Origin of the sequence: Burkholderia sp. SIMBA_051 (genome assembly GCF_046534915.1) — a bacterium.
In the GTDB taxonomy this organism is placed as follows: Bacteria; Pseudomonadota; Gammaproteobacteria; order Burkholderiales; family Burkholderiaceae; genus Burkholderia; species Burkholderia ambifaria.
Genome location: NZ_JAWRXS010000011.1, coordinates 155,317 through 178,801 on the forward strand (window position 1 = coordinate 155,317; position 23,485 = coordinate 178,801).

General features: G+C 67.4%; 26 protein-coding genes. 11 read left to right on the forward strand and 15 right to left on the reverse strand.

All coding sequences use genetic code 11. The features are described from left to right. Positions 1–15 precede the first annotated feature (15 nt). The 5 genes from SB771_RS25760 to SB771_RS25780 all read right to left on the reverse strand — a co-directional run bounded on the left by SB771_RS25760 (position 16) and on the right by SB771_RS25780 (position 5,487). Complete coding sequence (locus tag SB771_RS25760) at positions 16–453, reverse strand: low molecular weight protein-tyrosine-phosphatase (protein ID WP_105833646.1); 438 nt, start codon at positions 451–453, stop codon at positions 16–18. 47 nt (positions 454–500) lie between these two features. Next, a complete protein-coding gene (locus SB771_RS25765; RefSeq protein WP_175659835.1) occupies positions 501–1,553 on the reverse strand; it encodes a polysaccharide biosynthesis/export family protein in 1,053 nt (350 codons plus the stop codon). Between the two features lie 195 nt (positions 1,554–1,748). Beyond that, a complete protein-coding gene (locus SB771_RS25770; RefSeq protein WP_279607306.1) occupies positions 1,749–3,155 on the reverse strand; it encodes an undecaprenyl-phosphate glucose phosphotransferase in 1,407 nt (468 codons plus the stop codon). A gap of 643 nt (positions 3,156–3,798) precedes the next feature. Beyond that, entirely contained in the window at positions 3,799–4,608 is an 810-nt protein-coding gene (locus SB771_RS25775; protein ID WP_175659833.1) for a TlpA family protein disulfide reductase, read from the reverse strand. Positions 4,609–4,896: 288 nt separating this feature from the next. Then, positions 4,897–5,487: a DUF4410 domain-containing protein gene (locus tag SB771_RS25780; protein ID WP_175660142.1), complete on the reverse strand. Its 591-nt coding sequence runs from the start codon at positions 5,485–5,487 to the stop codon at positions 4,897–4,899. 119 nt (positions 5,488–5,606) lie between these two features. Between SB771_RS25780 and SB771_RS25785 the strand changes: the two genes are divergently transcribed. Beyond that, positions 5,607–6,659, forward strand: coding sequence for an RNA-guided endonuclease InsQ/TnpB family protein (locus SB771_RS25785; RefSeq protein WP_175659832.1), 1,053 nt, complete (start codon positions 5,607–5,609; stop codon positions 6,657–6,659). Positions 6,660–6,903: 244 nt separating this feature from the next. On the opposite strand, the gene SB771_RS25790 is transcribed toward SB771_RS25785, so the two are convergent. Continuing rightward, positions 6,904–7,908 (reverse strand): hypothetical protein, encoded by a 1,005-nt coding sequence (locus tag SB771_RS25790; protein WP_175659831.1) that lies wholly within the window; start codon positions 7,906–7,908, stop codon positions 6,904–6,906. A 261-nt stretch (positions 7,909–8,169) separates the two neighbouring features. Between SB771_RS25790 and SB771_RS25795 the strand changes: the two genes are divergently transcribed. Beyond that, positions 8,170–8,895: a class I SAM-dependent methyltransferase gene (locus SB771_RS25795; protein ID WP_165752365.1), complete on the forward strand. Its 726-nt coding sequence runs from the start codon at positions 8,170–8,172 to the stop codon at positions 8,893–8,895. Positions 8,896–8,926: 31 nt separating this feature from the next. Here the strand turns inward: SB771_RS25795 and SB771_RS25800 are convergent, their stop codons facing one another. Further along, positions 8,927–9,403, reverse strand: coding sequence for a GNAT family N-acetyltransferase (locus SB771_RS25800; protein WP_175659830.1), 477 nt, complete (start codon positions 9,401–9,403; stop codon positions 8,927–8,929). 131 nt (positions 9,404–9,534) lie between these two features. Between SB771_RS25800 and SB771_RS25805 the strand changes: the two genes are divergently transcribed. Next, positions 9,535–11,013, forward strand: a complete 1,479-nt coding sequence (locus SB771_RS25805) for a PLP-dependent aminotransferase family protein (protein ID WP_175659829.1) — start codon at positions 9,535–9,537, stop codon at positions 11,011–11,013. Positions 11,014–11,067: 54 nt separating this feature from the next. Here the strand turns inward: SB771_RS25805 and SB771_RS25810 are convergent, their stop codons facing one another. Beyond that, positions 11,068–12,105, reverse strand: a complete 1,038-nt coding sequence (locus SB771_RS25810; RefSeq protein WP_175659828.1) for an aldo/keto reductase — start codon at positions 12,103–12,105, stop codon at positions 11,068–11,070. Between the two features lie 129 nt (positions 12,106–12,234). Between SB771_RS25810 and SB771_RS25815 the strand changes: the two genes are divergently transcribed. The 5 genes from SB771_RS25815 to SB771_RS25835 all read left to right on the forward strand — a co-directional run bounded on the left by SB771_RS25815 (position 12,235) and on the right by SB771_RS25835 (position 16,573). Next, a complete protein-coding gene (locus tag SB771_RS25815; protein WP_126226425.1) occupies positions 12,235–13,125 on the forward strand; it encodes a LysR family transcriptional regulator in 891 nt (296 codons plus the stop codon). A 188-nt stretch (positions 13,126–13,313) separates the two neighbouring features. Next, positions 13,314–13,613, forward strand: a complete 300-nt coding sequence (locus SB771_RS25820) for an ArsR/SmtB family transcription factor (RefSeq protein WP_012365181.1) — start codon at positions 13,314–13,316, stop codon at positions 13,611–13,613. A 20-nt stretch (positions 13,614–13,633) separates the two neighbouring features. Continuing rightward, on the forward strand, positions 13,634–14,986 hold the full coding sequence (locus SB771_RS25825) for a pyridoxal phosphate-dependent decarboxylase family protein (RefSeq protein ID WP_175659827.1): 1,353 nt from the start codon (positions 13,634–13,636) through the stop codon (positions 14,984–14,986). Between the two features lie 228 nt (positions 14,987–15,214). Next, positions 15,215–15,682, forward strand: coding sequence for a cupin domain-containing protein (locus tag SB771_RS25830; protein WP_011660063.1), 468 nt, complete (start codon positions 15,215–15,217; stop codon positions 15,680–15,682). A gap of 69 nt (positions 15,683–15,751) precedes the next feature. Continuing rightward, positions 15,752–16,573, forward strand: a complete 822-nt coding sequence (locus SB771_RS25835; RefSeq protein WP_175659826.1) for an SDR family NAD(P)-dependent oxidoreductase — start codon at positions 15,752–15,754, stop codon at positions 16,571–16,573. 105 nt (positions 16,574–16,678) lie between these two features. On the opposite strand, the gene surE is transcribed toward SB771_RS25835, so the two are convergent. The 3 genes from surE to SB771_RS25850 form a co-directional block, all read right to left on the reverse strand. Further along, a complete protein-coding gene (surE, locus tag SB771_RS25840) occupies positions 16,679–17,458 on the reverse strand; it encodes a 5'/3'-nucleotidase SurE (RefSeq protein ID WP_175656887.1) in 780 nt (259 codons plus the stop codon). A gap of 189 nt (positions 17,459–17,647) precedes the next feature. Next, positions 17,648–17,950 carry an AzlD family protein gene (locus SB771_RS25845; RefSeq protein WP_006749368.1) on the reverse strand — a complete coding sequence of 101 codons (303 nt, stop codon included), beginning with the start codon at positions 17,948–17,950 and terminating at the stop codon, positions 17,648–17,650. Next, positions 17,940–18,677 carry an AzlC family ABC transporter permease gene (locus tag SB771_RS25850; RefSeq protein WP_175659824.1) on the reverse strand — a complete coding sequence of 246 codons (738 nt, stop codon included), beginning with the start codon at positions 18,675–18,677 and terminating at the stop codon, positions 17,940–17,942. The genes SB771_RS25845 and SB771_RS25850 overlap by 11 nt, the downstream gene beginning before the upstream one ends. Before the next feature lie 124 nt (positions 18,678–18,801). On the opposite strand from SB771_RS25850, the gene SB771_RS25855 reads away from it, so the two are divergent. The 3 genes from SB771_RS25855 (at position 18,802) to SB771_RS25865 (ending at position 20,925) form a co-directional block, all read left to right on the forward strand. Beyond that, a complete protein-coding gene (locus SB771_RS25855) occupies positions 18,802–19,260 on the forward strand; it encodes an Lrp/AsnC family transcriptional regulator (RefSeq protein ID WP_006486309.1) in 459 nt (152 codons plus the stop codon). A gap of 215 nt (positions 19,261–19,475) precedes the next feature. Next, entirely contained in the window at positions 19,476–20,045 is a 570-nt protein-coding gene (locus tag SB771_RS25860) for a hypothetical protein (RefSeq protein ID WP_105833660.1), read from the forward strand. A 154-nt stretch (positions 20,046–20,199) separates the two neighbouring features. Continuing rightward, the gene (locus SB771_RS25865; RefSeq protein ID WP_175659823.1) at positions 20,200–20,925 is read left to right on the forward strand and encodes a YebB family permuted papain-like enzyme; all 726 of its coding nucleotides are present in this window, start codon (positions 20,200–20,202) and stop codon (positions 20,923–20,925) included. Positions 20,926–21,005: 80 nt separating this feature from the next. On the opposite strand, the gene SB771_RS25870 is transcribed toward SB771_RS25865, so the two are convergent. The 4 genes from SB771_RS25870 to SB771_RS25885 all read right to left on the reverse strand — a co-directional run bounded on the left by SB771_RS25870 (position 21,006) and on the right by SB771_RS25885 (position 23,461). Further along, positions 21,006–21,293, reverse strand: a complete 288-nt coding sequence (locus SB771_RS25870) for a helix-turn-helix domain-containing protein (protein ID WP_006761397.1) — start codon at positions 21,291–21,293, stop codon at positions 21,006–21,008. After that, entirely contained in the window at positions 21,280–21,579 is a 300-nt protein-coding gene (locus SB771_RS25875; RefSeq protein WP_244097789.1) for a type II toxin-antitoxin system RelE/ParE family toxin, read from the reverse strand. The genes SB771_RS25870 and SB771_RS25875 overlap by 14 nt, the downstream gene beginning before the upstream one ends. 249 nt (positions 21,580–21,828) lie before the next feature. Then, complete coding sequence (locus tag SB771_RS25880; RefSeq protein ID WP_175659822.1) at positions 21,829–22,461, reverse strand: LysE family translocator; 633 nt, start codon at positions 22,459–22,461, stop codon at positions 21,829–21,831. Between the two features lie 202 nt (positions 22,462–22,663). Further along, complete coding sequence (locus tag SB771_RS25885) at positions 22,664–23,461, reverse strand: hypothetical protein (protein WP_244096764.1); 798 nt, start codon at positions 23,459–23,461, stop codon at positions 22,664–22,666. Between the last annotated feature and the right edge of the window lie 24 nt (positions 23,462–23,485).

Sequence of the window (23,485 nt, forward strand, 5' to 3'; positions counted from 1 at the left end):
TTCATCATTCGATGCTCATCTCAGTGCCTGGATCTTCGGCACCCACGCGTTCACGCCTCGGTCGATCAGGGAATAGGCATGCCTGAACGCATCGATGGGCTTCAGGTACGGATCGGGCACATCGATGCCGTTCCGTCCGTCGAGCTGGAACACGCGCCCCAGCGAAAATGGATGGCGCTCGACGATCTCGCGCTGCTGGCCGGCTTCCATGGTCAGCACGATGTCCGCATGACGTACCAGTGCCGCGGTGAGCTGCTGCGCGCGATGCGCGGAAATGTCGATCCCGGCTTCGGCCGACACGGATGACGCGAGCGCGTGCGCCGGGGCCCCGACGAGTGCCGACGTGCCGGCGGAGACCACCTCGATACCCGGCAGTCGCGACCGCAGCAGCCCCTCGCCGATAGGGCTGCGGCAGATGTTTCCGGTGCACACGACGAGAATGGTTCGAATCATTTTTCCTCCGGCTTTTCTGTTGTGAATGCCGTATCGATGGCTTTCGGTCATTTCGTGACGATCGCGCCCGTCAACCCGGCATTGATCGCCGGCAACAACAGATTCAGCACGCGGCTGAACCGGACGAGGCTGTTGCTGTCCACGTAGACGACATCCTTCGGCTGAAGGTCGAACTGATTGGCGAGCACCATCGCGACGGGCGAGCGCGCGTCGAGGTGGAACACGCGCGGCGCATCGCTCGACGCACCGCGGATCACATAGAGCTGCGCGGCGTCGGCGCTCGCGCTGTTGAAGCTGCCTGCCTGCGACAGCGCGTCGCTCAGCGTCAGCCGGCCGGTGCGCAACGGCAGCGCGGTGACCGGACGGGCCACTTCGCCCATCACGTAGACGCCGTTCTCCTCGCGCGGCAGTACGCGCAACAGATCGCCGTCGCGCAGCAGCAGGCCGGTGGGATTCGTGCCGCGCGCCAGCATGCCGGGCAGGTCGAGCGGATACGAGACGCCGCCGCGCACCAGCACGAGGCGGCTCTGATCGGCCGCCGGCAGGAAGCCGCCCGCGCGGCCGACCGCTTCGTACAGCGTCATCGGCACGTCGTTGACCGGAACCGTGCCGGGCGTGCGCACCTCGCCGTCGACATGCACATGCTTCGCGCGGAACGATGCGACGCGCACCGTGACCTTCGGCGCGACGAAGTAGTGCGCGAGCGCGGCCGAGATCGCGCGGCGTGCGCCGTCGACGGTCAGGCCCGCGACCGGCACGTTGCCGGCATAGGGCACCTGCACGTTGCCCGCGTCGTCGATCACGAACCCTTGCGGTGGATCGGACGGCCGCACGTTGGTCTGCTGCAACGGCCCCTGCGCGATGGTCAGCTCCGGGTGGTCCCAGACGGTCACCTGCAGCACGTCGCCCGCGCCGAGCGTATAGGCGGCGGGGCGGCCGAGCAGCGCATCGACCTGGTTCTCGGCCGCCGCGTGCGCGTCGGCCTTCAACTGGCGGATCAGCGTCGCGTCGATTTCGGCGATCGGTACCGGCGGCGTCGCGGCAGGTGCCGGCGCGTTGCCGTTCGAACCAGGCAGGCCGGTCGTGGCAGGCATCTTCATCCCGGGCGCGAGCGCACAGCCCGACAACACCGCGCAGCAAAGCACGCCGACGCAAGCGCGCACGGTGCCACGCGCAGGCGATGGGGCGTTCGCGGACGTGCGATGGCGGCGACCGCCGAAGGATCGGAACAGAGATAACTTCAAGATGGAGCCTATTCGGACGTGTGAAGCGGGTGGACGATCTGTATGCGGCACTCAGTACGCGTTCTGATGACCGAATCCGTGCAACACCGTCGCACCGATGATTCGCAGATCGAGCGCGAACGACCAGTTGCGCAGGTAGTAGAGGTCGTACTCGACGCGGGACTGCATGCTTTCGAGTTGTTCGGTCGCGCCGCGCAGCCCGTTGACTTGCGCCCAGCCGGTGATGCCGGGCTTGATCCGGTATCGGTGGATGTAGCCGTCGACGAGCGTGCGGTACTGCGCGTCGTGCTCCACCGCATGCGGGCGCGGACCGACCACCGACATGTCGCCGAACAGCACGTTGACGAATTGCGGCAGCTCGTCGAGGCTCGTGCGCCGCAGGAACGCGCCGACCTTCGTCACGCGCGGGTCGTTGCGCGTGGCTTGCGCGACCGTGCCGGCTGGTTCGGCATGCACGCGCATCGTGCGGAACTTGTAGATGTCGAAGGTCTGGCCATCGGCGCCGCGCCGCTTCTGCGTGAACAGCACGGGCCCCGGCGACGTCAGCTTGATGACCGCGGCGACGACGAGCAGCAGCGGCATCAGCCCGACCAGCACGACGGCCGCGAACGCACGGTCGAAGATAGCCTTCGCGAACCGTGCACCGCGCGACAGCGGCGGTGCGGCCAGCGAGATCGCCGGTTCGCCGAGGATGTCCTCGACACGGCTGCCGAACAGCGCATGCTTGCTGACGTCCGGCATCAGGCGCAGTTCGACGAAATCGTGGCGGAATTCGTCGATCACGCGGGTGATCGTGGCGTCGTCGTCGAGCGGCAGCGCGATCCAGATTTCGTCCACGCGTTCGGTGCGGGCAAGGGCGGCGAACGACGCAAGATCGGTGGCGACGAAAGCGCCTTCGCCGAACGGGGCCGCGTGCTCGGTGGTGCGATACGCGCCGACGAACCGGTAGCGCGACGCGCCGGCCGTGTCGATCGAATCGGCGAGGCGTTCGAGCCATTCACCGCCGCCGACGATCGCGACGCGGGATGGCGTGCACGGCACATGGAGGCTACGGTGGCGTGCGACGCTCAGCCCGAGCCGGAACACGGCGAGCGCGATCGCGACGCCGAGCGTCCAGCAGAAAAGCCAGACCAGCAACGTCATCGTGACGGACGTCAGCGCGATCATCGTCAGTAGAACGAAGCCTTGAACGACAAACCAAAGCGCGAGTGTGCGCAGAGCGTAACGCGTGGCCGGACGCGTCCGGCCGTCGAGGCCGATGTCGGCCAGCCGCAACACGAACGCCGCGAGCAGCGCGCTGGCGCCGATCAGGATCCATTCGGTTCGGACTGCGGCGAGATTCCACATCGAACCTGGGTGCGTGATGCCCGCGATGACGATGATAAGGAGGACATCGACGGCGCATATGGCTCTTGTTGCGCTACCTTTTTCCTGCTTGCGTTTCATACCTATGTTCATTCAGCTTGACGCACGGTCAATCCGGTGTTGCGGCATGGACTGATCGCTGGCGTATCGGGGTGAACCAGATCTGACATCGATATTTAAAAATGACAGTTGGCAAGGAAGAAACCGAGTTTATGGGGGGGGCCATCTCGGAACCATCAGACAACGTGTCGTCCGCCGAAGAAAACAGATAGGACAAGTACTATTTCGTTGCGCGTGCCTGCGCGGTGAAACAACGAAACGTCGGGGTAGGGGCGAGGGGAGAGCGGGCTCGATGTAAGACCCGTCCGATGAAGATCGGTGTCGTCTACGCTTCTAATACGAGCGTTTCATCCGACACGAAGTACTGAAAGGGGGTGATGCTGATTGCCGCGACTGATCTTCCACGCGACAACGTGCAACCACTCTAGCCGAGGTTGGCCGCTGTCAGATGCTGATCAGGTGCGCTTTCATTGGCGCGGGTCGTCGGCCGATGCCTTGCTTGCCCGCCGCCCCGTTGATTTCGGGGGAACCGCGCTGGCTGGCCGAATCATCCATTCGTTGCAGATGTGTCAGAAACCGTGTCGGTCGAACGCTTCGGCACGTCGGCCGCAAGTCGCACGAGGATGTCATTCGCGTCGTGCGACGTGCATTCGCACTCGTGCGCCAAGTGCGGCGGTCAGGGATGCAAGCCCGCGCTCACGGTGTCCTTCAGCCGCGCGGCGGTGATCTCGCCCATGTGCGATTCGACGAGATTGCCGTTCGCGTCGAAGAACAGCGTCGTCGGCAGCCCGCGCGAACCGTAGGCCTTCATCGTATGCAGCGTGCGATCGAGCAGCACGTGATCGAACCGCAACCCCTTCCGTTCGAGGAACGCGCGCACGGTCTGCGCGTCTTCGCCCTGGTTGACCATCAGCACCGTGATGTCCGGATGATCCTCCTGCGCCTGTGCGAAGATCGGCATTTCGCGCTGGCACGGCGGGCACCAGGTGGCCCACAGATTGACGACGACGGGTTTGCCGGCAAAGCGCTGTGGCGCGACGGGCGTCGCGTCGAGCGCTTCGAGCCGCAGCGCGGCAAGCGGCGGCGCACTGCGCTGCAACGTCGCGAGCGTGCCTTGCGCGATGCCCCATGCGGCGAGCCCCGCGAGCATGCCGGCCATCACCGGGCGACGCAGCGCGGGCAGGCGGCGCAGTCGCCAGCCGGCGAACACGAGCGCGGCGGCGACGCCGATGCGCCAGTCGAAGCCGCCGTCGCCGAGCGCGACGATCGAGCGCGGGGCGGCTGAATACTCGGACCACCATTGACCGACGTAACCGACACGCGCTGCGATCAGGCCGAGCAGCAGCGTGTCGAGGATCAGGCTCGCGGCGCTCTTGTGCTGACCGTCCGGCGGGCGGCGCTGCATGAAACGGGCGACGAGCCATGCGATCAGCGCGGCGACGGCTACAGCGATGACGCGGATCGAGAAGGGACCGATGCTCAACATGGAAGCGAGACGATGAGGATGGAGGGGCGGCCGGTGAAAACGGCACGGTCGAATGGCATGTCGCATTTCGACCCGACATCGTGCGCGGGGTTCCCGCGGCGGCCGTGACGGCGCGTGTCACCTTCGACGATCCGGATTCCTCGGACGGGCACGCCTCACCCGGCGGCGATTTCTTTCGTGATGCCTGGTGAAGTGCGTCGGGCGACGAACCGGCAGCGTCGCCCGACGATGCGCACGGCGACCGCCGCCCGGCGGGCCGTGATTGGGCGTTCCGCCGGGCGTCGGACCTTACAGCTTCTTCGACGTGTCCGGTGCCGTGGCAGCCTGCTTCGCAGCCGTTGCCGGATCGAGCGTTGCGAGCGTCTGCTCGGTGAATTTCTCGTACAGCCAGTCCATGCGCATGCTGTCGATGCCGGCGATGCCGCCGAGCGCGTACGACGCCGACACCTTGAAGCGGTCGACCGGATGATTGTCGGCATCGACGAGCGTCACGGTGCCGTTGACATGATCGTTGCCCGCCATGAAGCCGAACATGACCGCGGAAAAGCTCGACCGCACGCGAATGCCGGTGACTTCGACATTCAGGTGCATCGCATCGGTGGAATCTGCTTTGGCGAGCAGTTTGCGTGCGTCCAGTGCGCTTTCGATTTTCTCCTGCAGTTTCTTCGCGTCGAACTTCAGGTTGTCTTTCAACTCTTCCCGCGCGGTATCGTCGAGCGTGACCTTCACGATCACGGGTTTCGTGCCGAAGTGGGCGGTCGATGCGGTCACGGGCGCCCCCGCCGAATTGCTCGTATCGCGTGTCACGCTGCTTGCGCAGCCCGACAGGAAGCCGATGGTCACCAGTGCCAGAGCGGCATGACGGAAAAGAGATTTCATCAGAATTTGCTCCGAGAAACCCCGCCATTTCCCCCAAGGGGACTTCCTTCGGGGCGGATGGCGGGAAGGAAAGGAGTGCTGTTGACAGGCAGCTTCTTCCACGGGTTAGGATCACCGGCATGATTCTTGTCTACCGCTACCGCGTGAAGTCGCTCAACGGACTGCTCAACAAGCAGAGCCGTGCGGTGAACTACGTCTGGAACTTCTGCAATGACACGCAGAAGCACGCGCTCAAGTGGAGCAAAAAGTGGCCGACCGGCTTTGATCTGAACGTGCTGACGACCGGCAGCAGCAAGGAACTCGGTATCCACTCCGGCACGATCAACGCGACGTGCGAGCAATATGCGAAGTCGCGCAGTCAGCACCGGCGACCTTACTTGCGCTATCGGGGCAGGAAATCGCTGGGCTGGGTGCCGCTGAAGGGGCGTGACCTGAAGCGCGAGGGTGACGCGTTCCGCTTTGCCGGCAATGCCTTCCGCGTGTTCAACAGCCGACCGCTTCCAGAAGGCAAGATCAAGGACGGGACCAACTTTGCGCAGGATGCACGCGGCAACTGGTTTCTCAACATCGTGATCGAGATGCCCGATGTTCAGGCCCGCCCGGTCCGTTCCGGTGTTGGCATCGATCTCGGCCTGAAAGACTTCGCCACACTTTCGACCGGCGAGAAGCTGCCCAATGACCGATTCGGCCGATGCGCGGCGGAGAAACTGGCGAAAGCACAACGGGCGCGAAAGCACAAGCGGCATATCGCGAAGTTGCACGCCAAGGTCGCGAATGCCCGTGCTGATTTTCAGCACAAGCTCGCGCTCGATCTGGTGCGACGCTTTGACTACATGGCGGTCGGTAACGTGTCGGCCGCCAAACTCGCTAGAACCAGGATGGCGAAAAGCGTCTACGACGCATCCTGGTCGTCCTTCCGAGAAAAGCTCCGTTACAAGGCGATGGCGCACGGGGCAACGTTCGAGGAAGTCGACGAAAGCGGTTCCACCCAGTCCTGTTCGGCGTGCCGGTCGAAAGACAGCACGACGCGGCCGAAAGGTATCGCGGGACTGCGAGTAAGAGAATGGGCCTGCAGTGACTGTGGTGTCGAGCATGATCGTGATATCAACGCTGCGCTGAACATTCTCCGATGCGGACGTGCATCGCCAGGTGTGGGAATCACCTGCCTTTAGGCGGGTGAGGACGTCAAGGTTTGGTCTTTTGATTGGGGTTATTTGAACAGGCTTGGTAGCCGGAACTGAATCTAGCATGGGGCAATTCGATTCAATTCGTCGAATTGACGGGAAAGATCGCGAATCGGTTCGGCATTTGTTCACCGGGGCGCCGATGCGCCGATGAATGATCCGCGGCGCGGTGAGCGATGACGCGTGCCGGAGATTGGCCGTTGCTATCGCGGCGCCGGCGATTGACGCGCGATTACCGTCCGTGGCCGGATACCGCACCGCCCAGCCGATACGCGGTAAAGAACTCGTACCACGGCGACCCTTGCGCGACCGGCACGCCGAGCGCCGACGTGCGCTGCTTCAACGCGGTGAACACGTCGTTGATGCGCGCGGCCTGCGCGGCCTCGCCGAACGGATGCGGCTTTGCCCGGCCGGCCGCGAATGCGCCGTAGGCGATCGCGAGCAGGCGCGCGCCGTCGTCGATCGCGAAGATCGAGCCGTTGATCGCTTCGACGAAGCGCGGCCGGTCCGCTTCACGCGATGCGGCGATGCACTGGAACACGATCGCCGACACTTCGTGGAGGTCGTTCTCACGCAGCAAATCGGGCAGGCGCGCGGCGATCCGGTCGGCCGGTTCGTCATGCAGCGCCGCGCCGAAGTCGAGCACGGCGGCCATCGGATTGCGGTCCTGCTTCACGCGATCGAGCGCCGACGCCGACGACGCGGCCGCCGCTTGCGCGTCGTCGCCGGGCGCGGCCCGCAGCACGTCGGCCACCTGCTGCTGCCACTCCGGAAAAATCATCCGCACGTTGCCGAACTGCTCGCCGCCTGGCGCGGCCGGATTCCACCGGTAGACGATCGTGCCGCCGTGAATGAACGGCGAATACAGGTGCTCGGCCGTTTGCGGCAGCGGCCGCCGGTTGATCGGCAGCCACGCGAGCGTCAGCCAGTCGTAACGGCCGGTGGCTGGCACCGATGGGCTCGAACTCGCGACGACCTGCCAGGTGCCGCGGTTCGCGTAGCGCCGCCGTGCATCGGGCACCGCGACGGTCTGCTGTTTCGCGGTATCGAAGTAGGTGGTGCCCGTCACGTTTTCGCCGCTGTCCGGGGCCGGCGTGATGGTGGCGATGACCCACGATGCGCCGTCGGCCGAACGATAGTCGGCCGGCTGCAGCGTGGCGACGTCGTGCACCATGCGCGTTTCGGCGGCGACGGGGCTCGGCGGGAGATGGGCGGGACCGGCGACGATGCTCGGCATGGACTTCCTTCGGAATCGGGTGCGTATCGGCGGATGGGGCCGATACGTGGCGGTGCATGATGTTGCTCCTAACTGTAGGACGCCGAGGCCGGAAACGGAAACCGGCCGAGGTGGGCTCCGGCGACGCCAGCGGCTCCAGCGGCTCCAGCGATGCCAGCGATGCCAGCGACCCGGACAGCGCCAAGCCCCGCTCACGCGCTCCGCCACTTCGGCTTACCATGCGCACGTGGGCCGGAACGACCCCGCCGATCGAGATCGAACATGACCGACACGAAAGCCATCACAGCGCACTGGACGCACGTCGCCGACCAATGGATCGACTGGGCCGGCAGGCCGGGCCACGATGCGTTCTGGAAGTATCGCGAGGGGCTGGCCGCCTACCTCGGCCGCGGGGCCGGCCGCGCACTGGAGATCGGCTGCGGCGAGGGCCGCGTGAGCCGCGAGCTGAAGGCGCTCGGCTACGACGTGACCGCGAGCGACGCGGTGCCCGCGATGCTCGACGCCGCGCGTCGCGCGGATTCCGCGCACCGCTACGCGCTCGCCGACGCCGCAGCGCTGCCGTTCGATCCGGCCAGCTTCGACGTCGTGATGGCATACAACGTGCTGATGGACCTCGACGACATGGCCGCCGCGCTGCGCGAGGCGCGCCGCGTGCTGAAGCCGGGCGGGCTGCTGTTCGTGTCGCTCGTGCATCCGTTCCGCGATCGCGGCCGTTTCGCGGGGCCGCAACCCGACGCGCCGTTCGTGCTGGAAGGCACGTATTTCGGCAGCGAGCATTTCGAAGGCGTGGAAACGCGCGACGGGCTGTCGATGCACTTCGCGGGCTGGTCGCTGCCGCTTCAGGCCTACATGGATGCGCTGGAGTCGGCCGGCTTCGCGATCGTGTCGCTGCGCGAACCGCTGCCCGACCGCGCCGACACGGACACGCTGAAGCAGTGGTCGCGCGTGCCGCTGTTCCTGTGGATCAAGGCGCGGCCGCTGGATTGACGCAGTTGCGGCCGCGCCGCATGCCGCACGATCAGCGCGGCAGGACCTTCCGATAGATCACGAATCCGCTCTTTTCCGCGACCGAGTCGTACAGCCGCATCGCCGTGTGATTCGTTTCGTGCGTCTGCCAGTACACGCGTTCGGCGCGATGCGCGTGCGCGGCGTCGTACACGGCTTCGATCAATGCGCGGCCCACGCCCTTGCCGCGTTCGCTGTCGAGCGTGAAGAGATCCTGCAGATAGCAGGTCGGTCCGGCCAGCGTCGTGCTGCGGTGATACAGGAAATGCACGAGCCCGACGAGCCGGCCGTCGCGTTCCGCGACACGCGCATGCACGGGCTCGTAGCCGTCGAAGAAACGCGACCACGTGAGCTGCGTGATCTCGCGCGGCAGCGCGGTGTCGCCGAAGCGGCCGTAGAAGCGGTTGTAGCCGTCCCACAGCGGCAGCCAGTTGTCGAAATCGTCTTCCCGCACGGGGCGTACGGTCAGGCCGGCGTCGGTAGCGTTCATGGTCGCGAACCTCGTCGATGATGTTGGAATGAAGCGTTGCCAGCGCGGCCGGCAACGGGAGCAGATCGTTACGATAGAAAGTTCGTGGCACCATGTGTAGACCCATGACATCTACACATTCTGGAGCCACGATGGATTACGCCGTGTTGCTGTCGACCTTCGAGCGCGAGTCGGGGCCGCACGCGGCCACGCGGATGTCGCAGCAGCAGCGGCTGTACGCATGCCTGCGCGATGCGATCCTGGGCGGCCGGATTGCCGAAGGCGCGCGGCTCGCTGCGTCGCGCACACTCGCCGACGAACTCGGCATCGCGCGCAACTCGGTGCTGTACGCGTACGAGCGGCTCGCGTCGGAAGGGTTCGTGACCGGCTCGCGGCAGGGCACCGTGGTCGCGCGGATGGGCCTGCGCGGGTCGCGGGTCGCCGCCGCGGCGCCCGCCGGCGATACGGCGGTGCTGTCGCGGCGCGTCGCGCGGGCCGAGCGCGCGACGAGCGGCCTCGACGAGTCGCTGCCGTTCATGCCGGGCGCGCCGGCCGTCGACGAATTCCCGCTCGCGCAGTGGCGGCGCTGCATCGAACGGGCATGGCGCACCGCAGGGCCGGCGCAACTCGGCTACCAGTCGGCCGAAGGCGACGCGGTGCTGCGGGACGCGATCGCCGGCTATCTGCGTGCGTCGCGCGGCGTGCGCTGCGACGCCGCGCAGGTGATCGTCACCGACGGCACGCAAGGCGCGCTCGACCTGTGCGCCCGCGCGTTGGCGGACGCGGGCGATGTCGCGTGGATCGAGAACCCCGGCTATCAAGGTGCGCGCAACGCGTTTCTCGCGGCCGACCTGCGCGTCGAACCGATCGGCGTCGATGCGCAGGGGCTCGCGCCGCATCCGGACGACTGGCGTGATCGTGCGCCGAAGCTCGTCTACATCACGCCGTCGCATCAGTATCCGCTCGGCGCGGTGATGAGCCTCGAACGGCGGCTCGCGCTCGTCGCACAGGCGCGCGCGGCCGGCGCGTGGATCGTCGAGGACGACTACGACAGCGAGTTCCGCCACCACGGCACGCCGCACGCGGCCGTGCAGGGGCTCGCCGACGATGCGCCCGTGATCTATCTCGGCACTTTCAGCAAGGTGATGTTTCCCGCGTTGCGGCTCGGCTTCATGGTCGTGCCGCTCGCGCTCGCGCAGCCGCTGCGCGACGCGGCGGGCGCGCTGATGCTGCAGGGCCGCGCGGTCGAGCAGCGCGCGCTCGCGGATTTCATCGACGCGGGGCATTTCACGCGGCATCTGCGGCGCATGCGGCGCGTCTATGCGGAGCGGCGCGACGCATTGCACGATGCGCTGGCGCGGCGGCTGAGCACGCGGCTGACGGTGTCGGGCGGCGCCGGCGGCATGCATCTGTCCGCGCGGCTCGACGTGCCGGTGGCCGACACGGAACTGAGCCGCGTCGCGCAGGCGCATGGGCTGATCCTGCGGCCGCTGTCGACATTCTGCGTGCCGGGCACCGCGCACGGCTACAACGGGCTCGTGCTCGGCTACGGCGGCGTGCCGGCCGAGCGGATGGACGCGCTCGCGCGCCGGATCGGCGAGATGATCGACCGCGTGCTGGCCGCGCGGTGACGGCCGTCGCGCCGCGTTCCGATGGCGTCGGAGCGCGACGGCCCGCGGTAGCGCTTATCCGCGCATCGGCGGATTGACGCGCGCGAACGCGTCCTGCCGGCGATACGGGAAATACGGATACGGCGCTTCGACCGCACTCGCCGCATCGAGCGTCGCGATCTGCGCGTCGGTCAGTGACCAGCCGACCGCGCCGAGGTTCTGGCGCAACTGTTCCTCGTTGCGCGCGCCGACGATCACCGACGACACGGTCGGCCGTTGCAACAGCCAGTTCAGCGCGATCTGCGGGACGGTCTTGCCGGTTTCCTCCGCGATCGCGTCGAGCACATCGACCACGTCGTACAGCCGTTCGTCGTCGACCGGCGGCCCGAAGCCGGCCGTGTCGTGCAGGCGGCTGCTTTCGGGCAGCGGCGCGTTGCGGCGGATCTTGCCGGTGAGCCGGCCCCAGCCGAGCGGGCTCCACACCAGCGCGCCGAGGCCCTGGTCCGCGCCGAGCGGCATCAGGTCCCACTCGTAGTCGCGGCCGACGAGCGAGTAATAGACCTGGTTCGCGACGTAGCGCGACCAGCCGTGCCGGTCGGCCGCCGCAAGCGACTTCATGATCTGCCAGCCGGCGAAATTCGATACGCCGATGTAGCGCAGCTTGCCCGCGCGGATCAGGTCGTCCAGCGTCGACATCACTTCCTCGACCGGCGTGGCCGCGTCGAACGCGTGAAGCTGCAGCAGGTCGATGTAGTCGGTGCCGAGCCGGCGCAGCGCGTCGTCGACCGCGCGGATCAGGCGCGCGCGCGACGTGCCGGCGTCGTTCGGCCCGTCGCCGGTCGGCAGGCCCGTCTTCGTCGAGATCAGCACCTGGTCGCGCCGTCCGTGGATCGCGGCGCCGAGCACGCGCTCGGAGGCGCCGTCGGAATACACGTCGGCCGTGTCGAACAGGTTGACGCCGGCTTCGAGGCAGATGTCGATCAGGCGGCGCGCTTCGTCGACGCCCGTGTTGCCCCATGCGCCGAACAACGGGCCGGTGCCGCCGAACGTGCCTGCGCCGAAGCTCAGCACGGGAACCTTGAGGCCGGAGCGGCCGAGCGTGCGGTATTCCATGTCGTGTGCCCTCTCTGGATCGGACGCCGGCGCGAGTGGGCGCCGGCAAGGTGGATCCTCACTCTAGCGCTTGCGGTTCAACCGGATAATTGGGCAGACTTCGAAAATATCATTCGGAGAAAGCGAAGAATGCTGCTCGATAACCTCGCGCTGTTCCTGCGCATCGTGGAAAAGGGCGGGCTGGCCGCGGCCGGCCGCGAGGTCGGCCTGTCGCCGGCCACGGTCTCCGAACGGCTGGCGGCGCTCGAGAGCCATTACGGCGCGGCGCTGCTCACGCGCACGACCCGCGCGATCAGCCTGACCGACGAGGGCCGCACGCTGGTCGCCGGCGCGCGGCGCCTGCTGGCCGAAGCGGACGAGCTCGAAAGCCGCGTGCGGCTCGGCGCGCAGACGCTGTCGGGGCCCGTGCGGCTCAGCGCGCCGGCCGACCTCGGGCAGGCGCGCGTCGTGCCCGTCGTCGACGCGTTCCTGGCCGAGCATCCGGGCGTCACGGTCGACCTGCATCTCGGCGACGGCTACGTCGATCTCGTCGGGCAGGGCCTCGATTTCGCGATCCGGCGCGGCACGCTCGCGGACAGCGCGCTGCGCAGCCGCTCGCTCGGCCGGTCGCGCCGCGTCGTGTGCGCCGCGCCCGCCTATCTCGCCGCGCACGGCACGCCGCGGCATCCGGACGAACTCGCCGCGCACGACTGCATCGTGATGCGTTTCGGTCAGGAACTGTATGCCGAGTGGCCGTTCCGCATCGACGACGCACTGAAGCGCGTGATGGTGCGCGGCCGGCGCGTGGCCAACGACGGTGCGCTCGTGCGCGCGTGGTGCGTCGCGGGGCACGGGATCGCGCTGAAGTCGCTGCTCGACGTCGAGCAGGATCTGGCGTCCGGCGCGCTCGTCGAGATCCTGCGCGACTTCTCGCCGGGCGAAGTCGACCTGCAGATCGTTTATCCGGGCGGCGCCGCGCAGCCGCGGCGCGTGCGGGCGCTGATCGAGCGGCTGGCGCAAGCGCTGGCAGCAGCGGAATGATCGCAACCGGATCGCGTCGCGCCGGATGCCTCTCGATGCCGGCCGCGACGTGATGACGTCGGATGCGGTGCGATGGCGGAAGAAGCCGCTGCCAGCACGACAACGAACGCAAAAATCGCCCCGGCGGACCGGTTGTCCACGTTTCGTCATTTAGCTAATATTCGAAACGTCAAACGAAACCGCAACCCATGGACGACGTCACCCGCATCAGCGCACTGGCCAACGAAAGTCGTCTGGCCGTGATGCGCTGGCTCAAGCAGCCGCGCGAGCATTTTCCGCCGCAGCCGCACGGCGACTTCGACGAACTCGGCGTGTGCTGCACCTACATCACTGAGAAGCTCGGCATCGCGCCGGCCACGACCACGCGACACATGCGCATCCTCGCGGATGCCGGGCTCGTGCAGGCGACGCGCGTCGGCAAGTTCACGTACTACAGGCGGATCGACGATGCGCTGCATCAGTTGGGCCGCGATCTCCTGCAACTCTGACCTTCACCGAGGCAATCGACATGGATGAACTCGCCCTGCTGGCCGACGCCGACCGGCGCGCGCATGCGTATCTCGCCGCGACGAACGAACGGCGCGCGTATCCCGACGCGGCCGCGCTCGCCGGTCTTGCGGCTTTCGACGAGCCGCTGCCCGACACGGGCCGTCCGGCCGACGACGTGCTGCGCCTGCTCGACGAGCGCGGCACGCCCGCGACCGTCGCGTCGAACGGCCCGAACTACTTCGGCTTCGTGATCGGCGCGACGCTGCCGGCCGCGGCGGCGGCCGAGCGGCTGATGCTCGCGTGGGACCAGTGCGCGTCGTCGTTCGCCAATTCGCCGGTGGCGGCGACGATCGAGCGGCAGGCCGCGCGCTGGATCGTCGACGTGCTCGGGCTGCCCGAGGGCAGCGCGGTCGGCTTCGGCACGAGCGCGACGGCCTGCACGCTCGTCGCGCTGGTCGTCGCGCGGCGTGCGCTGCTCGCGCGCAAGGGCTGGGACGTCGACGAGGACGGCCTGATCGGTGCGCCCGAGGTCAAGGTGGTGGTCTCCGAGCTCGTGCACGTCACGGTGAAGAAGGCGCTGCGCGTGCTCGGCTTCGGGATGAAGCGCGTCATCGTCGCGCCGGTCGACACGCATGGCCGCATCGACCCCGCGCAGTTGCCGCCGCTCGACGACATGACGATCCTCTGCGTGCAGGCCGGCGAAGTGAACACCGGCGAATTCGATCCGTTCGCGGCGCTGATCCCGCCCGCGAAGGCCGCCGGTGCGTGGGTGCACGTGGACGGCGCGTTCGGGTTGTGGGCGCGCGCGTCGTCCAAGCGTGCGCTGACCAACGGCATCGATGGCGCGGACAGCTGGACGACCGACGGCCACAAGTGGCTCAACACGCCGTACGACGGCGCGATGGTGATCTGCCGCGACGCGGCCGCGCTCGCGACCGCGATGAACAGCGACGCCGTCTACCTGAGCGGCGCGCAGGACGCGCAGAAGAACCTGAACCTCGAATTCTCGCGGCGCGCGCGCGGCATTCCGGTGTGGGCCGCGCTGCGTGCGCTCGGCCGCGCCGGCGTGGCGACGATGATCGAGCGGCATTGCGCGCAGGCCGCGCGCGTCGCGGACGGCCTGCGCGCGGCCGGCTACGACGTGCTGAACCGCGTCGTGCTGAACCAGGTGCTCGTGCGCGCCGGCACTGACGACGAGACGACCGCGATCCTTCAGGCCGCGCAGGATTCGGGCGATGTGTGGTTCGGGCAGACCGTGTGGCAGGGGCGGCCGGCGTTCCGGATCAGCGTGTCGTCGTGGCGCACGGAGGACGAACACATCGATCGTCTCGTCGCGTTGCTGACGAAGCTGCGCGGCGCGCACGTGGGCTGAGCGGCGGCGTCGACGTGCGCGACCTTGGCGCGGCGCTTGCGTCGCGCATGCGTCGCCAACCCGCGGAAGAAGCTGTCTCGTGGTGGCTAAGGCCGGGTATGCGGGCGTGCGCCGACGCGCGCATACGCGTTTCTCATCCACGTGAAAATGCCGGACAATAACGCGGCATGCGCGCCGCGCCGGCCCGGGCGGCACGTTCAACCGCTGCATCACGCTGACGAGATCCCCATGTCCACGACACCTCCCCGGGAACTGCTGAAAGCTGCCGACATCGCGAAGATGGAACCGACGCGCGCGGTGCATTCGCTGAATCCCAATGCCGTTCGCCTCAAAAGGCAGCTCAGCGACCTGACCGGCCTCACGCAAATCGGCGCTCACCTGCTCACGCTGATGCCCGGTCACGAATCGGCCGAATATCACCGTCACCTGTACGAGGAAGAATGCGTGTACGTGCTGTCCGGCACCGGCACGGCCACGATCGGTGAACGCGCTTTCGACATCGGGCCGGGCGATTTTCTCGGCTTTCCGCGCGGCGGCGATGCACACACGTTGCAGAATACCGGCGACGTGCCGCTGCAACTGTTCATCGCCGGCCAGCGCCTCGAGCACGACGTGTGCGAATACCCGAGAATCGGCAAACGGCTTTACATCGCCGGCGAACTCGAGGATTTCGTCGATCTGCCGAAACGGCCGTAAACGGCACACATTCGCATCGGCCGCCGCCGCGCCTATGATGCAGGAACGCTACTCACGGGATTCCACGCCATGGACGCGCCGCATCCGCCGATGAATGCCCCGATTTCCGAAACGGAACCTGAAACCGAAACCATCGCCGAGCCACGCGCGTCGCGCGTGCATCGGCCTGTCGCGCTCGTCACCGGATCGACGTCGGGGATCGGCGCGGCCATCGCACGGCGGCTGTCGGCGGATGGCTATGCGGTGATCCTGCATTCGCGCAGCTCCGCCGACACCGGTCGCGCGATGGCGGCCGAGCTCGGCGCGAGCTACGTGCACGCCGATCTCGCCGACGATGCGCAACGCGTGCGGTTGATCCGCGATGCGCTCGCGGTGCACGGGCGGCTCGACGTGCTGGTCAACAATGCGGGCGCGAGCCGCGTGATTCCGCACGACGATCTCGCCGCCGCGACGCCCGACGTGTGGCGCGAGATGCACGAGATCAACGTGATCGCGCCGTTCCGGCTCGTCGCCGAGGCGCAGCCCGCGCTGCTCGAAGCGGCGTCGAGCGGGCGCGCCGGGTGCGTGATCAACGTCAGCTCGCATGCGGGCGTGCGGCCGAAGGGCGCGTCGATTCCGTACGCGGCGGCGAAGGCAGCGCTCAATCACACGACACGCCTGCTCGCGCGCACGCTCGCGCCGGCGATTCGCGTCAACGCGGTGGCGCCGGGGCTCGTCGATACGCCGCTGACGGCCGACTGGACCGAAGCGCAGCAGCTCTGGCGCGAGCGCGCGCCGATGCGCCGCGCGGCGACGCCGGACGACGTCGCGCAGACGGTCGCGATGCTCGTCGCGTCCGACTACGTGACAGGCGAGATCGTGATGCTCGACGGGGGAATGAACCTGACGTGATGCGGTGCGGTAACGTCGTGATCCGGCGGCGCGGCGAGGCCGCCGAGCGGTCTCGATCCGCCGTCGTTCGCCGGCGGCCAACGCTTGCCGGCGCGATCGCACCGTTCAGCCAAGGTTCGCCCGCAGCCGCGCGAGCGCGTGGTCGTGCGTGCGTTCGAACTTCAGCGGCGTGACCGCGATGTAGCCTTCGCCGAGCGCGACCGTTTCCGAATCCGCATCGTCGTCGCGCGGTGCGCGCGTCAGCTTCAGCCAGTGGTATTCGATGTCGCGCGGATCGCGCCCCGACACGATGTCGACGCCCTGCAACGTGCCGGCGCCCTGGTTCGTCACCTTCAGGCCGCGCACGTCGTCGGCCGGTCGCGGCGGGAAATTCACGTTGAGGCACGCATCGCGGTCCCAGCCGGCCGCGACGAGCCGGCGAATCACGTCCGGCGCGTGCGTGCGCGCCGTATTCCACGGCACCGCGTTGCGATCGCTGAATGCCTGGCTCAGCGCGATCGCCGGCACGCCGACCAGCATGCTCGTCATCGCCGCGCCGACGGTGCCGGAGAACACCGTTTCGGTACCGAGGTTCGCGCCGCGATTCACGCCGGACAGCACGAAGTCGGGCCGCGCGTCCTTCATCAGGTGGCTGACCGCGATCGCGACGCAATCGCCCGGCGTGCCGCGCACGGCGAAGCGGCGCTCGCCCTTGCGATGCACGCGCAGCGGCTCGTGCAGGCTCAGCGAATGCGACGTGCCGCTCTGGTCTTCCGCCGGTGCGACGATCCACACTTCGCGCGCCAGTTGCGTGGCGACCTGTTCGAGCACTTCAAGGCCGGGGGCGTCGAATCCGTCGTCGTTGGTGAGCAGGACGCGGTCGAACAGCGGGCGGGTTTCTTGCATCGGGATGATCCTCGCAGGTAGGTAATGAGAGGGGAAAGGCATCGCGGGTACACCCGGAAGGCTAGCATTGCGTCGTGATGCGTGTCGTGCCGTGCAGTGCCGCGCCCTGCGCGCGCATGCGAAAACGGGCGCATGACGCGCCCGTTCGTGGGTTCGATGTGTGCCGCCTGCGCGGCGGGCCGGACCGCGTTACCCGAGCAGATGCCGCAGCAGCCCGGCCGACACGACGCCGACGATCACGGTCGGCAGGATCGACAGGCGTGTGGCCGCGACCAGCGTGACGGCGAGCGCGAGCAGGTCGGCCGGGCGCGTCGACACGAAGGCCGGCGCGATCACCGAGATCAGCACGCAACCGGGCACGTTCTCCATCACCGAGGCCATCCGCGGGCTCAGCGTGCGGTTGCGCAGCAGCACGTAGCCGAGCACGCGCGACAGGTAGGTCGTCGACGCCATCAGCACGATGGTCGCCACCGTCGCGAAATCAGGCAGCATCGCGCGGCTCCCACAGCAGCGCGGCGATCAGCCCCGCGCATGCGCCGGCCGCGACGTACCACGCGCCGGGCACGGCCAGGTGCGTGGCGGCTGCGACGACGAGGCTCACGAACCACGGACGGCTCGCGCGCATGCCCTTCCACATCCCGCGCAGCAGCACCAGAAACACGGCCGTAAACGCCATGTCGAAGCCGTACTGCTCGACGTTGCCGATGGTCGGGCCGACCGCCGCGCCGAGCGTCGTCATCGAGATCCACGTCAGGTACAGCCCCGAGCACACGCCCGCGTAATACGGGACGCTGATGTGCGTGGCCGAGCGAGAGCGCGCGTCGGCGAGCGACATCGCCCAGCTTTCGTCGCACATGAAGAACAGCGCGGCGAACGCGCGGCGGCGCGGCAGGCGCCGGATATACGGCGCGAACGCAGCGCCCATCAGGATATGGCGCGAATTCACGAGAAACGACATCGCGACGATCAGCGCGATGTGCGGCGGCGACGTCCACAGATGGATCGCGGCGAATTCGGAGCCGCCGCCGAAATTGAGGCCCGTCATCATCGGGACCTCGAACAGGCTCAGCCCTTTTTGCGCGGCCTGCGCGCCGAGCACCAGCGCGAACGGCACGAAACCCAGCATGACGGGCAGCGCCGCGCGCAATCCGCGACCCATCTCGGCGACATGGGCGGACTTGTCGCGAAGCCCGGACGACGTTGAAACGCTACTGCTCATTACTCCTCCTTGGGGACGAGGATTGTCTGCTTTTTTGACTCGAATCGGGTTGCGTTGTGGCCAGATCTTCCGGAGAATTTGGCATTGAACGTGTGTTTTGCCATTTTTTTGGAATTTGATGCCAATGAAGCTCGACGCTATCGACCGGCGGATCCTGAGCGCGCTGCAGCGCGACGGCCGCATGCAGAACGTGGAACTCGCGCACGAGGTCGGGCTGTCGCCGTCACCGTGCCTGCGGCGCGTGCGGCTGCTCGAGGAAGCGGGCGTGATCGAGAAGTACGTGGCCGTGCTGAACCCGGCGAAGGTCGGCAAGGGGCTGACGATCTTCACGCGCGTATGGCTGAAGGGGCAGGACGCGGAATCCGTGAACCGCTTCGCCGAAGCCGTCCAGCAGATGCCGGAAGTGGTCGAGTGCCACCTGATGGCCGGCGACTGCGATTTCCTGCTGCGCGTGGTGGCGGCCGACATCGACGACTACCGGCGCTTCCAGATGGAATACCTGACGCGCATTCCGGGCGTGCTGAGCGTGAAGACCGACATCCCGATGCAGAAGGTCAAGCTCACGTCGGCGCTGCCGACGTAACGCGGCGCGAACGCGCGACGATGATTCGGCGGATCGTCACCAGCCAGTGACGATCCGCCGATACACTGGCGGAACAAGCCGCTTCGCCGCGCACCGTTGCATCGCGGTGCGCCTTCGATGCTCTAGCAACTAACGGTCAACCGCAAGGCGATCGGACAGGCGCGCTGCGCGCGACGCGATCCGCCGGGCGGTGCCTTTTTCTGGTCGAGTCGTTCATGCAGCCATTCAACACGCCATGGAATTCGCTGGAAATCGTCAAGCTTGTGCTCGGTGTGCTGACGCCGTTGTCGGTCGCGTGCCTCGGCTGGCTCGTCGCGCGCCGGCTGAAGCGGCTCGAGCTCGTGCAGTGGACCAACCAGCGGCTGATCGAGAAGCGGCTCACGCTGTACGACACGGTCGCGCCGCAGCTCAATGCGCTGCTGTGCTTCTACACGTGGATCGGCTACTGGAAGGACATCTCGCCGGACGACGTGATCCGCGCGAAGCGCGACCTCGACCGCACGTTTCACATCTATCGCTACCTGTTTGACGAGGACGTGTACGACGCGTATCACACGTTCATTCACGCGCTGTTCGAGATGCATACGGGGCCGGGGCGTGACGCGCGGATCCGTTCGCTGATCCAGGCGCCGGACGGCGACCGCAGCGTGCACGGCACGTACGAATGGAACGCGGCGTGGGCCGAGCGGTTCTCGACCGCGAACGTGACGGACAAGGCCGACGTGGTGCTGCACTACACGCGGCTGATGGAGCGCCTGCGCGTCGCGCTCGGCGCGAATCGCTGACGATCGCGCACGCGGACGCGAACGCCCGCGCATTACGCGCCGGTACCAGAATCCGCTACCCGGCGGCGCGGATGGATCCACTCACGCACATCGCGGATGCGCGATGCGGCCGCGGCTGACATGCTCGCGCCATGTCCACTCGCGTGAGGTTCGCATGTTCATCGACACGGTTTCTCGGTCGCCGGCGATATGCCGGCCAGGCGTGCGCAGGCGGCGCCTTTTCGCTGTGGGTACGGCTGGTCCGGACACGATGTCGTTGCCGGCCGAACCAGAGATCGGCGACATCGTCTTCATCCGCGTGACGGTGCGGCCGTTTCTCGAAGTGGCGAGCGCGACGCGCTCGTGGACGAATCACGTGGGGATCGTCGTCGGCGAGCGCGGCGGCGAGCCGCTCGTCGCGGAGAGCACGTTTCCGCTGTCGCGCGTGACGACCATGTCGCGGTTTCTCGCGCGCTCGGATCGCGGCGCGTGCGTGATCGCGCGCTTGAAGCAGCCGCTCGACGCCGCGCAACGGCGCCGGCTCGTCGACGCGGCCATGCGCCGGCTCGGCGTGATCTACGACACGGGCTTCAATCTCGCGTCGCGCCGGCAGTTCTGCTCGCGTTTCGTGCGCGAAGTGGTGCGCGATGCGACGCGGATCGTGCTCGGCGACGTCGAGACGTTCGATACGCTGCTGCGCCGCAATCCCGACCATCCGCTGGGGTTCTGGAGGATCTGGTATTTCGGCCGGATTCCGTGGCAGCGCCGTACGGTGACGCCGGCGAGCTTGCTCGACAGCAGTGAGTTGCGCGTGGTGATGGATACGCGTGGGCGCGATGCCGGCGCGCGGGAGCCGCGAGGTTCGGAAGATGCGGAAATCGACGGCGCGTATGACCGTTGACGCGGCACGTTCCGGGTGTTGAACGACGGTGGCGTGTGGTGGGTAGGCCGCTCAAACGACGGGCGGCCGGGTACGACGCATCAAGCGAACGAGATCACGAGTTTCTTGCCGCAAGCTGCCGCGTATTTGCGCAGGGTATCGATGGACGGTGAATGCTGGCCCGTTGCGAGCGCGCGCTCGAGTCTTGTCACCGCCGGTGCTTTCGTCCCCATGCGCTCGGCCACGTCGGCTTGCGACAGGCCGGCGTCTCGCCGGGCAGCGAGCATCACGTCGAGCAGGGCGAGTTCTTCGCGGTTCAGCCGTTCGTATTCGGCGCGCACGTCGGGGTTCGACAACGCGCGCTCGCGCAGCTCCTTATACGTTGCCATCTTGAATCTCCTTGAGTCGACGGCGGGCGATTTCCAGTTCCTTCCGCGGCGTCTTTTGCGTCTTCTTCACGAAACAATGCAGCATGACGATACGCCGGGCGACGATCGCGCAGTAGAACACCCTCGCGATACCTTCGGCACCCTTCAGTCGCATTTCATACAGCCCGTTTCCCATTGACTGCGTGTGCGGTTCGCCAAGATTCGGGCCGTACTGCTCCATGCGATCAGCGAGTGCAAAAAAACGGGCAAGCAGCGTCGTCGGTAACGTGACGACTCCCGTCTCCACACGCGCATTGAAGAACTGAATTTCGTACGAGTTAGGTAGCACAGTAACAAATATGTTATGTCGATGCAAGTGGAGCGTTCGGCCGCGACTGCGGATGCAGGCGGCCGGGCGGACGTTCGAAGCGTCGTTACATCTATCGGGGAGGTCGATCAGGAAGGCGGTACCCGACCAGGTTCGGGCGACCTGAATCGGGCGAGGTGTGCGATTCGGTGTCGGCTCAGATGGCGCAGCTTGGAAGCGCCGGCAGAGTCAACTCCGTCCCGCCACCGCAAGCCGCGCGGCCAGCCCGACGAATACCGTGCCGAGCAGATACTGCGGCAGCTTCGACGGCCGGCGGCGCGCGCCGATCCGCTGGCTCAACCGGCTCGCGGACAGGATCACCGCGCCGTTGACCACGAGCCCGATCAGGTTGAGCACCGTCGCGAGCACGAGGATCTGCACGGCGATCGAGCCGTGCTCGGGGCGCACGAACTGCGGGAACAGCGCGAGGACGAACAGCGCCATCTTCGGATTCAACAGGTTCGTCGTCAGGCCCTGGCGGAAGATCGCGGCGGTCGAATGGCGGCGCGGCGACGCGACCGGCGACAGCGCGGTCGCATCCGAACGGAACGTCTTCCACGCGAGATAAAGCAGATAGGCGGCACCCGCGAAGCGCACGGCGTCATAGGCGAGCGGCACCGCGACGAAGAGCTGCGACAGTCCGAGCGCGGCCGCGAGTGCATGGCAGTAGGTGCCGGCCTGAATGCCTGCGAGCGTGGCGAACCCGGCGCGGCGGCCCTGGCTCACGCTGCGCGATGCGATCAGCAGCATGTCGGGGCCGGGTGTGACGGTCAGCGCGAGGCACGCGCCGGAGAACAATGCGAGCGTGGAGAGGTCGATCATGGAAGTCCCGTCGTGCCGGAGCGGCGTGAAAGGGAGATCAGTGTAGGAGCGCGTCCGGCGCGGGTCAATTGACCGAACGGCCGATGATTCGATGTGCCGGCACAGCCGATGGCCAACGGATTCGCTCCGTTTTCGGCGCGCCGACGAACTCATGCCAGGCGCGCCACGCGCGAATCGAGCGCACGCGCCGTCGCGCCAGTTACTACTTCCTGCAAGCCACCTGATAATCGATCACGGTATTCGCCGACGGCGTGTCCGGCTCACCGCCGGCCGTCGTCACGCCGAGCACGCCGGCCGCGCTCCGATATCGCAGCGCGCAATACCCCATGCCGGTGCCCGAGCATGCTTCGGCTTCGATGATCCCGTGCTTCGCGAGCGTCGCCGCGCCATCCATCTCGTTCGGTTTTTCGTGCGGACGCAGCGGCTGCCAGCCGTGCGAGATCAGGATCTTGCGTGCCTTGTCGAGTGGTTTGCCGTACACGTTGGGCACGACGGCACGGCCGTGACAGTACGTGCGTTCCGCGGCGACCGCGGTCAGTCGCAAGCCGCCATGCTCTTCGCGCAGCTCGCCGATGGGCGCCGACGGACCATCGCCGCCCCAGACCAGCAGCGCGCCGCTTTCCAGCGGCTCGACCGAGCCGAGTTGCCAGCCGGCCGCGCGCGCCGTATAGCCGAGCGCGACGAGCGTCGTGCCGTCGAAGACGCCGATGTTCGCGTTGCGCGCAAAGCAGATCGCGCTGGTCCCCGGCTTGAACCCGCTCGCGAACGTGACGACCGTATAGCGGCCGAGCGGCGCCTCGGACGTCACGATCCAGCCGAGCTTCGCGACGTCGCGGCCGGCCGCGGTCGCCGTCTTCGCGCGATATTGCGCACAAAACGCGTCGAGCGTGCCGTTCTCGGGCGAACGCGGCAGCGCGCCGAGCGCAACCAGCGACGCGCCGGCGATATCGGAAGCGGTCCGCAGCGCCTCGGCCTCGGCCGACGCCGCGCCGCCGAGCATGACGCACGCGAGTGCCGCGAGCGA

Bases quoted from the DNA above. Each gene is read 5' to 3' on its own strand.
- SB771_RS25885 (WP_244096764.1), bottom strand. From the start codon at position 23,461: ATGCTCGGCGGCGCGGCGTCGGCCGAGGCCGAGGCGCTGCGGACCGCT.
- SB771_RS25825 (WP_175659827.1), top strand. From the start codon at position 13,634: ATGGATGAACTCGCCCTGCTGGCCGACGCCGACCGGCGCGCGCATGCG.
- SB771_RS25850 (WP_175659824.1), bottom strand. From the start codon at position 18,677: ATGAGCAGTAGCGTTTCAACGTCGTCCGGGCTTCGCGACAAGTCCGCC.
- SB771_RS25870 (WP_006761397.1), bottom strand. From the start codon at position 21,293: ATGGCAACGTATAAGGAGCTGCGCGAGCGCGCGTTGTCGAACCCCGAC.
- SB771_RS25845 (WP_006749368.1), bottom strand. From the start codon at position 17,950: ATGCTGCCTGATTTCGCGACGGTGGCGACCATCGTGCTGATGGCGTCG.
- SB771_RS25865 (WP_175659823.1), top strand. From the start codon at position 20,200: ATGTTCATCGACACGGTTTCTCGGTCGCCGGCGATATGCCGGCCAGGC.
- SB771_RS25855 (WP_006486309.1), top strand. From the start codon at position 18,802: ATGAAGCTCGACGCTATCGACCGGCGGATCCTGAGCGCGCTGCAGCGC.
- SB771_RS25880 (WP_175659822.1), bottom strand. From the start codon at position 22,461: ATGATCGACCTCTCCACGCTCGCATTGTTCTCCGGCGCGTGCCTCGCG.
- SB771_RS25795 (WP_165752365.1), top strand. From the start codon at position 8,170: ATGACCGACACGAAAGCCATCACAGCGCACTGGACGCACGTCGCCGAC.
- SB771_RS25775 (WP_175659833.1), bottom strand. From the start codon at position 4,608: ATGTTGAGCATCGGTCCCTTCTCGATCCGCGTCATCGCTGTAGCCGTC.
- SB771_RS25790 (WP_175659831.1), bottom strand. From the start codon at position 7,908: ATGCCGAGCATCGTCGCCGGTCCCGCCCATCTCCCGCCGAGCCCCGTC.
- SB771_RS25805 (WP_175659829.1), top strand. From the start codon at position 9,535: ATGGATTACGCCGTGTTGCTGTCGACCTTCGAGCGCGAGTCGGGGCCG.
- SB771_RS25780 (WP_175660142.1), bottom strand. From the start codon at position 5,487: ATGAAATCTCTTTTCCGTCATGCCGCTCTGGCACTGGTGACCATCGGC.
- SB771_RS25770 (WP_279607306.1), bottom strand. From the start codon at position 3,155: ATGAACATAGGTATGAAACGCAAGCAGGAAAAAGGTAGCGCAACAAGA.
- SB771_RS25760 (WP_105833646.1), bottom strand. From the start codon at position 453: ATGATTCGAACCATTCTCGTCGTGTGCACCGGAAACATCTGCCGCAGC.
- SB771_RS25860 (WP_105833660.1), top strand. From the start codon at position 19,476: ATGCAGCCATTCAACACGCCATGGAATTCGCTGGAAATCGTCAAGCTT.
- SB771_RS25810 (WP_175659828.1), bottom strand. From the start codon at position 12,105: ATGGAATACCGCACGCTCGGCCGCTCCGGCCTCAAGGTTCCCGTGCTG.
- SB771_RS25765 (WP_175659835.1), bottom strand. From the start codon at position 1,553: ATGAAGATGCCTGCCACGACCGGCCTGCCTGGTTCGAACGGCAACGCG.
- SB771_RS25800 (WP_175659830.1), bottom strand. From the start codon at position 9,403: ATGAACGCTACCGACGCCGGCCTGACCGTACGCCCCGTGCGGGAAGAC.
- SB771_RS25820 (WP_012365181.1), top strand. From the start codon at position 13,314: ATGGACGACGTCACCCGCATCAGCGCACTGGCCAACGAAAGTCGTCTG.
- SB771_RS25785 (WP_175659832.1), top strand. From the start codon at position 5,607: ATGATTCTTGTCTACCGCTACCGCGTGAAGTCGCTCAACGGACTGCTC.
- surE (WP_175656887.1), bottom strand. From the start codon at position 17,458: ATGCAAGAAACCCGCCCGCTGTTCGACCGCGTCCTGCTCACCAACGAC.
- SB771_RS25830 (WP_011660063.1), top strand. From the start codon at position 15,215: ATGTCCACGACACCTCCCCGGGAACTGCTGAAAGCTGCCGACATCGCG.
- SB771_RS25835 (WP_175659826.1), top strand. From the start codon at position 15,752: ATGGACGCGCCGCATCCGCCGATGAATGCCCCGATTTCCGAAACGGAA.
- SB771_RS25815 (WP_126226425.1), top strand. From the start codon at position 12,235: ATGCTGCTCGATAACCTCGCGCTGTTCCTGCGCATCGTGGAAAAGGGC.